We start from the raw sequence: 13,660 nt of genomic DNA, 5'->3' as shown, positions 1-13,660 counted from the left end.
GCCGAGCTGCGGATGTACAACACCTACCTGTACGACGGCTTGGACACCGACGAGTACGTCGACGTCCACAAGCTCAAGCGCAGCTTCAACGAGACGAAGGCGACCTGGAACACCTACGACGGGGTGAACGCGTGGACCACGCCGGGCGGTGACTACGACACCGCCTGGAAGGCCAGCTTCAACGGCTTCACCAACGACCCGGAGTGGGAGACCTGGGACGTCACCACCGCCGTGGACGGCTGGGTGAAGACCCCGGCCAGCAACTACGGCCTGCTGCTGCGCCAGCGCGACGAGGTCAACCAGACCGCCCGGGCGATGCTGCTCTCCTCCGAGGGTGAGGAACCGCTGCTGCGCCCGACCCTCGAAGTCACCTACCTCGAGCAGACCGGCGAGTCGACCTACTACGCGGCGTCCACCCCGACGGTGGCAACCGCGAACGCCACGTACACGGTGCCGGTGACCCTGTCCAACCCGACCCTGACCACCTGGAACCCGACCGACTGGGAGCTGGGCTACGACTGGAAGCGGGCCGACGGCACCACCGACGGCGCGGACCCCAGCTTCGAGGTCGTCACCCCGCTGCCCAAGAGCGTTCCCGCCGGCGGCACGGTCGACGTCAACGCCCAGGTGAAGACCCCGCCGTCGTCGACGGAGGGCAACAAGCGCACCGACTACGTGCTCAAGTGGGACCTGCGCAACAAGCTGACCGGCAAGAAACTGTCGGAAACCACCCCGGCGATCCAGCCGCTGCCGCAGAACGTCGCGGTGGAGGAACCCACCTCCGACCAGCTCGGTCTGGAAAAGTTCTACTCCTACGCGGGGAAGAACACCGGCGCCGGCGGCACCCTGATGAACAACCTGTACGCCGGCAACACCGTCTGGTCGTACAACGCGTTCAGCAACCCCTCCCGGGGCCTGTCCACGTTCGTGCGGATGTCCTACAACTCCCTCGACACATCCGACACCATCGCCGGCTACGGATGGTCGTTGCAAGCCTCGTCGATGATGCGCCTCGGCACGCCACTGGACTTCCACCCGAACCCGAACCCGACCAAGGTCACCCTGACCGACGGTGACGGCACCAGCCACTGGTTCACCTGGGACGCGGCCGCGAACGAGTGGAGGAGCCCCAAGGGCGTTCACCTGCACCTGCAGCAGAACAAGGCCTGCGACAACAAGAGCCAGGAACGCAAGGCCTGGCTGCTCACCAAGCCCGACCGCACGCAGTTCTTCTACGACTGCGAGGGCTTCCTGTCCAGCGTCGTGGACAACAACGGCAACGAGATGGTGTTCACCTACGAGGAGCGGAAGTCCAACAACAAGCCGACCAAGTTCCTCCGCTACATCACCGACCCGACCGGTCGGAAGACGCTGACCGTCGACTACTACGCCAAGGGCCAGGCGTTCGACTACATCGACGACACCACCTGGACCCGCAAGTCCGGCACCAACCTGACCAACCCGAAGATCATCGATCACATCTCCCAGATCACCGACATCTCCGGACGCAAGCTCACCTTCACCTACACCGACAAGGGTCTCCTCGGTGAGCTGATCGATGGGTCCGGCTCCAGCGGCACCATGGGCGCGCCCAAGGTGTTCAAGTTCGCCTACGACATGACCCAGGGCAACAAGAACGTCAAGCTGGTCAAGGTCACCGACCCGCGCGGCAACGCCACCAACCTGGTTTACAACTACCCGCAGACCGGCGACGACCCGAAGTTCCACTGGACCACCAAGTCCTACACCGACCGGCTCGGCTACCTCACCCAGTTCGGCTACGTCGACCCAGACGGCCCGCAGGGCAACAACATCAACGCCACGGTCACCGACGCCGAGAACAACTCGACCCAATATCAGATGGACCGCTACGGCCGACCCGTTCAGACCACCAACGCGAAGAACGAGGTCACCAAGCTCGAGTGGGACGACGACCACAACGTCATCAAGCTCACCGAGGACAACGGCGCCGTCTCGACCTGGGTGTATGACCGGAAGACCGGTTACCCGATCGAGATCAAGGACGCGGAAGCGGTCAAGAACAGTTCGCCGGGCACCGTGCTGACATACCAGCGGCAGCTCAACGGCTACGTCGCTGACCTCACCGAAAAGACCAGCCCCGCAGGCAGGAAGTGGACCTTCGGCTATGAGGCCGACGGCGACCTGTCCTGGGTCGTCGACCCGCTCGGCAACACCACGCCCGACCCGGAGGACTACAAGACCTCCTACACGTATGACGCGTGGGGTCAGATGCTGACGGCCAAGGACGCCAACGGCAACGTCACCACCAACAGCAACTTCGACCCCAACGGCTACCCGCAGACCATCATTGACGCCGACACCAAGCAGACGAAGTTCGTCTACGACGTGCGCGGACAGGTCCTCAAGGTCACCGACGCGCTCAACCACGACACCACCCAGACGTACGACACGTTCGGTCGTCCGCTCGAGAACAAGGTGGCCAAGAACCAGGCCACCAACGAGTGGATCACCACCCCGGCACCGAAGTACGACGCCAACGACAACGTCTACGAGTCGACCGCGCCGAACAGTGCCGTCACGACCGCCTCCTACGACAAGGCCGACCAGATCGAATACACGCTGGCCCCGGTCGACGTCACGGGCGACCCGGAACGAAAGACTTCGTTCACCTATGACAAGGTCGGCAACCTGTTGACCACCACCGAGCCGAAGGGCAACCTGACGCCGGACGCAAGCGACTACCTCACCACCAATGGTTACGACGCGATCTACCAGCTCACGTCAGTGACCAACGCCAAGAACCAGAAGATCACCTACGAGTACGACAACGTCGGCAACGTCGTCACCGTGGTCGACCCGCGCAAGAACGCCACGGCCGACCCCGCTGACTACACCAGCAAGATGGAGTACGACTGGGCGCACCGGGTTACCAAGAGCATCGACGCGCTCGGCAAGTTCACCACCAGCACCTACGACCGCGATGGCCTAGTCACCGCGACCACCGACCAGCTGGGTAACACCACCGAGGTCACCCTCGACGCCCGGGGCAAGCCGACCCAGGTGAAGGTGCCGCACAAGAACGACGCCGGCACCATCACCTACCGCACCACGAAATACGAGTACGACCAGGTCGGCAACCAGACCAGGGTGATCAGCCCCCGCGGGGTGGCCACCACCGACGACCCGGACGACTTCGCCACCGTCACCGTCTACGACAAGCTCAACCGGGTCAAGGAGACCCGCACCGCGTACGACAAGGACGACAGCCGCTACACCACCGCGGACGTCACCACCTACACCTACGACGCGGTCGGCCGCCTGACCACCCTGTCGACGCCGCCGTCGTCCGGTGAGTCGGTGCGCAACGACACCACCTACGCCTACTACGACAACGGCTGGACGAAGTCGTCGTCGGATCCGTGGGACATCGTCACCTCGTACGACTACAACGAGCTCGGCGCCCAGACCAGCCGCACGGTCACCTCGGCCGGCGGATCGTCGAACCGCACCATGACCTGGTCCTACTTCCCCGACGGCAAGCTCAAGTCCCGCTCGGACGACGGCGTCCCGGTCGGCAAGCAGGTCGTCCTGGTCGACAACTCCGACTTCAACAACACGACCGCCACCGGCACGTGGACCGCCGCGACCACGGCCGGCGGGAAATACGGCACCAACTACGCCACCCGCCCAGCGGGCACCGGCACGAACACCTTCACCTGGCAACTCAACGTGCCGCAGGCCGGCACGTACGAGGTGTTCGCCCGCTACCCGACCGTCACCGGTGCTGCGACCGACGCGAAGTACACGGTCAACCACGGTGGCGGCGACACGGTGCGGACGGTCAACCAGACCACCAACACCGGCACCTGGGTCAGCCTCGGCTCCTACAGCTTCACCGAAGGCAACACCCACAAGGTGTCCCTGTCCGACCAAGCCGGCGGCACGATCGTCGCCGACGCGGTGAAGCTGGTCCGGGACAACACCGGCGAGGCAGACGACGAAAAGGTCGACTACACCTACCGATACGACCCGAACGGCAACCTCAAGACCATCACCGACTCGTCCCCCCATGCCCGAATCGATACCTACACCGTCGACTACACCGACCTGAACCAGGTGCAGACAGTCACCGAGAGTAAGTCGGGGGCGGCCAAGAACACCACCAGCTTCACCTACAACCAGAACAGTGCCCCGCTGACCACCACCCACGACAAGCAGTACGCCGGCTACGGCTACGACGAGCGTGACCTGGTGTCGACGGTGGTCAACGGCAAGTCCGCCACCGACCCGGACAACAAGACCACCACCTTCACCTACACCGATCGTGGGGAGAAACTGCGGGAGACCAAGGGCAACGGCAACACCGTCGACTACACCTACTACCTCGACGGGATGCTCAAGGCTCAGGTCGAGAAGAAGCCCAACGGGACGTTGGTGTCGGAGCACGCCTACACCTACGACCCCAACGGCAACCGCACCCAGGACGTCGCGAAAAAGATGAACGCCGACAACCACTCGGCGTACCTCAGCACCACCAGCGACTACACCTACGATCCTCGCGACCGTCTCGCCACTCTGACCAAGACCGGCGACGGCGCAGGCACCGAAAACTACGTCCACGACGCCAACAACAACGTCATCGACCAGACGATCAAGAGCGTCAGGACGACTTTCAACTACGACCGGAACCGGCTCCTCGCCGCCACCACCGGAGGCACGACCGCGTCGTATAACTACGACCCGTTCGGCCGTCTGGACACTGTGACCGCCGCAGGCACGGTCATCGAGCGCAACGTCTACGACGGCTTCGACCACATCATCGAGAACCGCAAGAACAACGGCACCAGCACCACCACCACCAAGTACACGTACGACCCGCTGGACCGGACCACCACCAAGACCACCAGCGCCGGTGGCGCAAACGAGAAGACCACCACCTTCAGCTATCTCGGCCTCTCTGGCGAGGTACTGGACGAGGAGGTCGCCGGCAAAATCACCAAGTCGTACCAGTACTCACCGTGGGGACAGCGCCTGTCTCAGGTCACCCACAGCAGCGACAGCACCGAGGAGAAGGCCTATTACGGTTACGACCCGCACACCGACGTCGAGCAGCTGACCGACGATACCGGCGACACCAAGGCCACCTACGGATACACCGCTTACGGCAAGAACGACGATTCCCAGTTCACCGGCATCGACAAGCCGGACGCGGCGGATCCGACCAAGGAGCCGTACAACGCATATCGGTTCAACGCCAAGCGGTGGGACCAGAGCTCCCAGTCGTACGACATGGGATTCCGCGACTACAGCCCAGGCCTGAACCGCTTCCTGGCGCGGGACAGCTACAACGGCGCGCTGTCCGACATGAGGCTTGGTCTCAATCCATGGACCGGGAACCGGTACGCAATCGGCGGCGGAAACCCGATTTCTAGCATCGAGCTTGACGGTCACGATTTTTGGAGCGCTGCCGGTGATTTCTTCGCCGGTTGGCAGGACGGTACGGGTAGTTACCTGAGCGACAGGTGGGATGGTGTCACCAGCTTCGCCAGCGATCCCCTCGGCGCACTCGAGGCAGCGAAAGACGAAGCGGAATACTGGTCCGACCAAGCTGGCGGAGATCCGGTCGTTGGCGTGGGTTGCGCCGCAACCGGACTCTGCGAGCTGGCAAGTAGCTGTATAAACGGCGACTGGTACCAGTGCGGGTATGGCTCCAGCCAGGTGGCGATGGATGCGACGGTCGCGGTAGCGGCTGCGGCCGTTACCGAAGGGGTCGGCGCGGTGGTGGCGGCGCCGCTTCGGGCGGCTGCCGCAGCTCGCAGGTTTGCTAAGCTGCCGGCTGGCCCATCCTTCCGGTCGTTGGATGACAAAGGTATTACCGACATCAACCACCGTCGAGAGGCTGATGTAAATGGAACGACGTACCGAATCAACACCGGTCACGGCTTCAACAGAAAGCACAGGAGCGGTGGTGACCTCAGGACGACCGGGCTAACCCCGGATCAGGTTGAGGCGGCAATTATCAAGGACATTGAGGGTTACCGGACTTCAGGTGGTTCGCTGCCTCAGGCAGGGTTTGGCAGGACCAGGCCCCTCGAGCGGACGATCAACGTTGATGGGTACTCTATCAGCTACAATTCGATGCAGATTGGGGCCGATAAGGTCGGGGTTTCGACGTATTGGCTGAACCCGTGACCGACCTCACCGATCACATATGGGGCGCCTTTTAGATGAGTGAACTACTCGGTCTGGCTCGACGCATGGTAACCGCCTTGGCTGATGGCACTGGTCGGCAGCAACGAGAGGAAATTGAACGTCAGTTTATTGAAGAGCTGACCTTCGCTGCAGCCGATGAAATTGTCGACATGCTACGTGCGATGCTAGAGGAAGACTGGATGGGGTTGCCGCCTTGGGCGCGTAACCTGGCATTCCGTCTGGCATGTCTACAGCGGCCCGATGACGCCGAGTTGCGGCGAGTTGCAGCTGCCGACCTCATCGCATTCGGTCCAGATTGGAACGATGTGGCGGACGAACTCGAACGAGAGGCTGATCGTATCGAGGGGAGATAGTTGGATGACGCGGCAGGTCGTCCGCCGGCTTCGGCCGGCGGGCTGCCTACTCTGTGGAGGTGAAGGTCTAGCTCGTTGAGCTGGGCCTTCGCTGTCTGCTTGGCACCCCGTCGGCAATGTAGGTGTGAGTCCTGGCCGTCATGGGCCGGGCGTAGTGGTGTAACGCCGTCGCGGTGTTGGTCCCGCCGCTGTGTGCCGCTGGCGGCATCGGCCGCAGCAGGGAGTCCGCGTCGGCTGCCGGACTCATCGGTCTTCTCCTTCTCGAAGAACCCTCACGACACCCGATCCCGCATGCGTCGCCATCCCAGAAGGAGTGCCGGCCGACGCTATGGTGTGACAGGAGGTAACCGAGGCGGCGTGGGAGGGTGACGGGCCGGCACCCGAGAGCGCCAGGCCTCGGAAGGCGGGTGGTGCCAGACAAACGGGGGGTAACCATGTTTGAGCGGCTGGGCAGATTCGTCGTACGCAGAGCGTGGTGGGTGATCGGAGGCTGGCTGCTCGCGGCAGCCGCCATCGTCTTCACCACACCGTCGCTGAGCGACATCACCTCCGCCGATCAGGAAAGCTTCCTGCCGCACTCGTACGAGTCGGTGCAGGCCACCGAACTCGGGAAGAAGGCGTTTCCGCAGCAGGCGACCGCGACGGCGATCATCGTGGTCAAACGTGCCGACGGGCAGCCGCTCACGCCGGCCGACGAGGCGAAGGTGGGCCAGCTCGCCGAGTCGCTCAAGGCCCGGAACATCGCGCACACCTCCGGCTACCTGACCGGCCCGCCGGCGGTGGCGCCGGACAAGTCGGTGCAGGTGGTGAACGTCGGCCTCACTTCGGTCGCCCCGGACGACCCGGCGCTGCTCGACGCCGTACGCGACCTGCGAGCGGCCATCGGCCCAGAGCTGGCGGGCAGTGGGCTGAGTGCGGGGGTGGCCGGCGATGTGGCGAGCTTCGTCGACAACCAGGACACCTTCAACAAGGCCTTCGCCGTGGTCGGCGTCGCGACGATCATCCTGATCATCGGACTGATCCTGATCATCTTCCGCAGCCCCATCGCCGCGCTGCTGCCCGTGGTCGTCATCAGCGGGGTCATGGCCGTCACGAGCGGGCTCGTCGCCGCGGCGGGCAAGGCATTCGATCTCAATGTGAGTCAGGATCTGCAGACGGTGCTGCTGATCGTGCTGTTCGGCATCGGCACCGACTACATCCTGTTCCTGCTCTTCCGCTACCGCGAGCGGCTACGTGCCGGTGACGACAAGCGCACCGCCATGGTCGTCTCCGTCGAGCGGGTCGGCGAGGTCATCACCTCGGCCGCGGGAGCGGTCATCGTCGCGTTCCTCGTGCTGCTCCTGGCCTCCCTGGGCTTCTTCGGGTCGCTCGGCCCGGCGCTCGCGATCGCCGTCGGCGTCATGCTGGTCACCTCCCTCACCCTCATCCCGGCCGTCGTCTCGCTGCTCGGCCGGTACGTCTTCTGGCCGTCCAAGGCCTGGCAGCGTGCCCCCAAGGCCACCATGTCCCACCGCCTCGGAACCGCCATCGGACGCCGGCCGGCACTCGTCGCGGCGGCATCCGGCGCGCTGCTGGTCGCGCTCGCCGCAGGCGTGCTCGGCTACAAGGCCGACTACGACTTCAGCGCCGGCTTCCCGCAGGACACCGAGTCGGCGAAGGCCGCCGCGGACCTGCAGCGCGGGTTCGCCGCCGGTGCGCTCGCCCCCACCGAGGTCTACCTGACCACCGGCAACGGGTCGCCGCTGACCGAGCAACAGATCAGCGACTTCGCGGCGGCCGCCGCGGCCGCCCCGGGAGTGGGCCGGGTGCAGCCGGCGGAGCGCAGCAGCGACCCGAGCGTGGCCCGGGTCAACCTGCTGCTCAACGAGAACCCGGTCTCCAACAAGGCGATCACCCTGGTCCGCGACGACCTGCGCGACGCCGTGCACAAGGCGGCCCCGCCCGGCACCCGGGCGCTGGTCGGCGGAACCACCGCGATCTTCGCGGACATCAACTCGGCGAACAACCGCGACCTGTCGGTGATCCTGCCGGTGGCGGCCGGCCTGATCGCGCTGATCCTCGCCCTGCTGCTGCGTAGCCTGGTCGCGCCGATCTACCTCGTGATCGCGGTGCTGCTCAACTTCGCCGCCACGCTGGGCGCCACGGTCTACCTCTTCCAAGGGCTGCAGGACAAGCCGGGGGTCACGTTCCAGTTGCCGATCATCCTCTACCTGTTCGTGGTGGCGATCGGGACCGACTACAACATCCTGATGATCGCCCGACTACGTGAGGAGGCGCGGGAGGGCAACGAGCCGTACGAGGCTGCCGCCATCGGCGTGGAACACGCCGGCCCGACGGTCGCGGCGGCGGGGCTGATCCTGGCCGGGACGTTCGGGGTGCTGATGCTCGCGCCGATCTCGTTCCTGCAGCAGATGGGCTTTGCGGTGGCGATCGGCATCGTGCTGTCGGCGTTCGTCATGTCGATGTTCTTCGTTCCCGCCCTGACCGCGCTGATCGGGCACAAGGCGTGGTGGCCGGGCCACGGCGACCAGCGGCCGACCCGCGGGCGGCACGCCGCCCCGGAGCCGGTGACCGTGGCGGAGGCGTAGCGGGGGAGCGCTGCGGCGGGAAGCCCACCACAGGTTGACCGCTCGCCCTGCGGCGCCGGCCGTACCGCTGCGGTACGGCCGGCGCCCCTCCGCAGCGCTGCCGAGGCAACGGCCTGTCCCTGCATTGCAAAGATCAAGACTGCTGCCTGCGTCGGTGATTGCCGCTGGTCGCCGTGTCGCCCACCGTCGACCCAGGGATCGTGTCCGTCAGCAGGCTTCGCCACCCTCCCGATAGGTGGCAGCGACGGAGCTGCACGCTGCGTGAGCGCAGCTTCACCCCCGTTTTCGTCAGATCTTGACGTACAGTGTCACCAGAACGCAGCACAGGCGTAAGGAGACGAGCAATGCTCCTGCGGTTCGAGGTCTCCAACCACCGGTCAATCTCCGCGCCGGTGGAGCTGTCCATGATCGCCGTTGATGAGGACCGGCCAGCAGCACGACCTTTCGAGTTGCTGACCGAGCAAGTGCTTACGGTTGCCGGCATATATGGGCCAAACGCTTCGGGAAAGTCGAATGTCCTAGACGCCTTGGCATGGATCTCGGAAGCCGTCGGCACCTCGCTAAGGGGCTGGGACGAATTCATCCCCCGTGAACCCTTCAAGTTCGGAGACGGGCCGACTCTCACATCATCCTTTGAGGTAGAGATGATGGTCAACGGAGTTCGGTATACGTACAGCGTAGTGGTTGACGACTCAGAGGTAGCCTTCGAGGGTCTCTCTAGCTATCCCGAGCGACGGCGGCGGTCTCTCTTCGAACGCGACGGCATGGACCTTCATTTCAGACGGGGATTAGGCGGTCTCTCGGGAGGCACCCGGGAACTGCTGACGCCAACCACTTTGGCGCTTTCGGCCGCGATGAGGTTCGAGGATCCGGATGTTCGATCGTTCGGGCGGGCTCTTGCAAACATCGGCGTGTTGGGCGTACGCCGCCGGCCACGCAGCCGCCGATACTTTGGATCATCTTTTAACCACATTCGGCGATATTCCACCGAAAGAATGTTCTTCGACAGCGTCGATCCAAACCAATTGCCTCTATTCAGCGAACCAGAAGTCGATCGCCTCGGTAGCCGAGAATCGGCGTTAGCCCTTCTAAGGTTTGCCGACCTAGGGATCGACGACGTCCAGGTCGTTGAGGAGGGCATTGCCGAGGCGGCTGGCACAAGCGTTGCCTCGATGCCCGAAACGAGGCGGTACCTACGACTCATTCATCGAGCTGCAGACCAACATATGCCTTTTGACCTAGTCGAAGAGTCCGAGGGCACCCAAACTTGGTTCCGGCTGATCGGACCTACCGTGCGAGCCCTGCGAACCGGCCAAACATTACTATTCGACGAGATCGATGCCAGCCTGCATCCTAAGCTCTCAGCAAGGCTCCTAGAGCTTTTCCAAGATCCTGAGACCAACCCCCGGGGAGCTCAGCTAATATTCACAACGCACGACACAAGCCTCTTGAATCATCTCAATAGAGATGAGGTTTGGCTTACCGAAAAGGATTCGGATGGATCTACATCACTTACAGCATTGGCCGAATACGGCGGCGACAAGGTGCGGAGATCACTGAACCTTGAGAAGGCGTACCTCCAAGGCAGGTTCGGCGCAGTCCCCGAGTTCGATCAACATATCCTGCGGCGCGCCCTTGGCCTTCTCCCTGAGGAGCGCTGATGGGGCGGGACCGCCAACGCAGACCAACATCGCTGAGACGCAAAGTCGGTATCCGCAGGCCACGCAAGACGATTGCGATATTTTGCGAAGGTGAACGAACCGAGCCAGAATACCTCGAAGCCTTGAAACGCGAACCTGCGGTTCGAGAGACGGCCGCTGTGGACCTGAGGATCGAAACTCAGAGCTACGGATCGGTCCCTCTAACACTTGTTCGGATGGCTATCGACGCTAAGGATAGGGCGACTCGCGAAGAGGGGGAAATCGATGAATTCTGGTGCGTTTTCGACGTAGAGTGGCCGCGAAACCACCCAGGATTGCGCGACGCCCTAGAACTCGCCGATAGGAACGAGATCAATCTGGCGATATCGAATCCTTGCTTTGAGCTGTGGCTAATACTGCATTTTCGGAACCATGCAGCCTGGCTCGATAACGATGCCGCGCGTCGGCTTCGTCGGTCCCTTGATGGCCAGCTAGATAAAGGGCTCAAGGCAGCCAACTACATGGCGAACCGGCAGGTAGCGGCGCATCGCGCGGCTGCTCTAGATCGGCGCCACGTCGGCGATGGCACCGTTTTTCCCCAAAACAATCCATCCTCAGGGATGCACCGGCTCATCCTGGCCACTACAACGCCAGGTTCCTGAAATCTCCGGGATCTCCTCGTCCGACAGTCGCAAACCACTAGCCGTCCCAGGCCGGAGAACTGGCGGCCAAGCGGCCCCGGGACTGCGGAAACGCACTCCGGGGCCGTTCCCTTTGGGGCCAGCCAGGTCCGGGCCTCCACGGCGGAACATCACGGAACACTGATCTTGGCGAGCGGTGCGTGCCGGCCTGGGCCCTGCTAGTGTCCCGAGTCGTTAGTCCGTTGGTAGATTGCCGGCATGGGTGATAGCCGTGGTCCGAAGCTCGCGCCGCTGGAACTGACTGCCGAGGAGCGGGAGGCGTTGCAAGGGCTGGCTCGGCGGCCGAAGACGGCGCAGGCGTTGGCGGTGCGAGCGCGGATCGTGCTGGCGTGTGCGGAAGGCCTGTCCAATAGCGAGGTGTCTCGCCGGCTTGGGGTGTCGCTGCCGACGGTCGGCAAGTGGCGTAAGCGGTTCGTGGCCGATCGGGTGGACGGGCTGCGCGACGAACCGCGACCGGGTGCACCACGGAAGATCGGCGACGCCCAGGTCGAGGCCGTGATAACGAAGACCCTCGAGGAGCGGCCGTCTGATGAGGACAGCCACTGGTCGACGCGGTCGATGGCTAAGGCAGTGGGGCTGAATCAGACCGCGGTCTCGCGGATCTGGCGGGCGTTCGGCCTCAAGCCGCACCAGGTCGACAGCTGGAAGCTGTCCACCGACCCGCTGTTCATCGACAAGGTCCGCGACATCGTCGGGTTGTACCTGGACCCGCCCGAGGCCGCCATGGTCCTCGCCGTGGACGAGAAATCGCAGATCCAGGCCCTGGATCGGACCGCGCCGATGCTGCCGATGATGCCCGGCGTCCCCGGCCGGGTCACCCACGACTACGTCCGCCACGGCACCACCAGCCTGTTCGCCGCCCTCGACGTGGCCACCGGCAAGGTGATCGGCCAGACTCAGCGCAAACACCGCCACCAGGAGTTCCTGCGCTTCCTGCGCACCATCGACCGGGCAACCCCGCCCGGCCTGGAGTTGCATCTCGTGCTGGACAACTACGCCACCCACAAGACACCCGCCATCCAGCAGTGGCTGCTCAAGCACCCCCGGTTCCACCTGCACTTCACCCCGACCTACTCGTCGTGGCTCAACCTCGTCGAACGCTGGTTCGCCGAACTGACCAACCGCAAACTCCGCCGCTCAGCCCACCGCAGCGTCGCCGCGCTAGAAGCCGACGTAACCGCCTGGATCGAGGCGTGGAACGCCGACCCCAAACCCTTCATCTGGACCAAGACAGCTGACGACATCCTCGAAACCATCGCCGCATACTGCCAACGAATTAACGACTCAGCACACTAGTAGTGCTTTGTTAGGTCGGCGTGTCGGCGGGGCTGTGGCGGGCTCGCGGTAGTGTCATGTCGCGGTGACCCCTCACGAGCTTTCGGTTGTGCGGCAACGGTTGGAGACGTTCGTCGCGGACGTGTTCGCTCCGCTGGCACGTTCTGATCAGCGTGCCAAAGGCCAGTTGTATGTTCGCGGGCTGCTGCTGGACGGGCGGCGCAAGTCGATGCAGCCGATGGCCGTGCGGCTGGGTGTGGACCATCAGGGGTTGCAGCAGTTCGTCACGACCTCGACGTGGGACACCACGGCGGTGCGGCAGCGGCTTGCCCGCCGGGCGGTCGAGGTCGTCGGCCCGGAAGCGTGGGTTATCGACGACACCGGGTTTCCAAAGGACGGTGCCGGGTCGCCGTGCGGGGCCCGGCAGTACTCCGGCACGTTGGGCAAGGTTGGCAACTGCCAGATCGGCGTGAGCGTGCACGCGGTCAGCGACGGCGCGTCATGCCCGCTGGATTGGCGGTTGTTCGTGCCGCAGGCCTGGGACGACACCGCCATCGATGATCAGGATCTGGCGGCGGGTGTCGCAGCGCGGCGGCGGCGCTGCGCGATACCCGAGACTGAGCGTCATCGCCCGCGTGCGTCCCGTTCGGCTCCGCGACGCCCAGATCCCGTCCGAGCCGACACAGGATTGCCTTCGCCTCCGCCCACTGATCGGCCTTGACCCTCCGGCTGGTCGCATCGTTCAGTGTTGTGGTCATCGCGGAGCCCTCCTCACCAGGCACAACGCCCACTGGGTCAGGCCGGAAACACCGTTAGATCCCATACCCCCCAGAATGCTGACGTTGTCGGCTTGGATCGGGAGGTCGGATCGTGGGGCCTAATGAGTTCTGGGAGTGAGCCATCCGGCA

6 protein-coding genes and 1 pseudogene are annotated in these 13,660 nt (G+C 64.1%); all 7 read left to right on the top strand.

Features of this window, described 5'->3' with window-relative positions:
- The first annotated feature begins 12 nt into the window (after nucleotides 1-12).
- Nucleotides 13-6,174 (top strand): golvesin C-terminal-like domain-containing protein, encoded by a 6,162-nt coding sequence (locus tag A6A27_RS41830; protein ID WP_073840194.1) that lies wholly within the window; start codon nucleotides 13-15, stop codon nucleotides 6,172-6,174.
- Between the two features lie 35 nt (nucleotides 6,175-6,209).
- Nucleotides 6,210-6,548 carry a hypothetical protein gene (locus A6A27_RS46745; protein ID WP_241825725.1) on the top strand — a complete coding sequence of 113 codons (339 nt, stop codon included), beginning with the start codon at nucleotides 6,210-6,212 and terminating at the stop codon, nucleotides 6,546-6,548.
- A 434-nt stretch (nucleotides 6,549-6,982) separates the two neighbouring features.
- On the top strand, nucleotides 6,983-9,136 hold the full coding sequence (locus A6A27_RS41820) for an MMPL family transporter (RefSeq protein ID WP_073840193.1): 2,154 nt from the start codon (nucleotides 6,983-6,985) through the stop codon (nucleotides 9,134-9,136).
- A gap of 344 nt (nucleotides 9,137-9,480) precedes the next feature.
- Nucleotides 9,481-10,797, top strand: coding sequence for an AAA family ATPase (locus A6A27_RS41815; protein WP_073840192.1), 1,317 nt, complete (start codon nucleotides 9,481-9,483; stop codon nucleotides 10,795-10,797).
- Nucleotides 10,797-11,438, top strand: a complete 642-nt coding sequence (locus A6A27_RS41810) for an RloB family protein (protein WP_073840191.1) — start codon at nucleotides 10,797-10,799, stop codon at nucleotides 11,436-11,438. Before A6A27_RS41815 ends, A6A27_RS41810 begins: the two co-directional genes overlap by 1 nt.
- Before the next feature lie 237 nt (nucleotides 11,439-11,675).
- A complete protein-coding gene (locus A6A27_RS41805; protein WP_073840190.1) occupies nucleotides 11,676-12,773 on the top strand; it encodes an IS630 family transposase in 1,098 nt (365 codons plus the stop codon).
- Nucleotides 12,774-12,837: 64 nt separating this feature from the next.
- A pseudogene (locus A6A27_RS41800) lies at nucleotides 12,838-13,389 on the top strand (IS701 family transposase); the annotation flags it as partial.
- Nucleotides 13,390-13,660 lie beyond the last annotated feature (271 nt).

This window comes from Micromonospora sp. CB01531 (assembly GCF_001905095.1).
GTDB lineage: Bacteria > Actinomycetota > Actinomycetes > Mycobacteriales > Micromonosporaceae > Micromonospora.
This window is presented reverse-complemented; position numbering and strand designations above follow the sequence as displayed.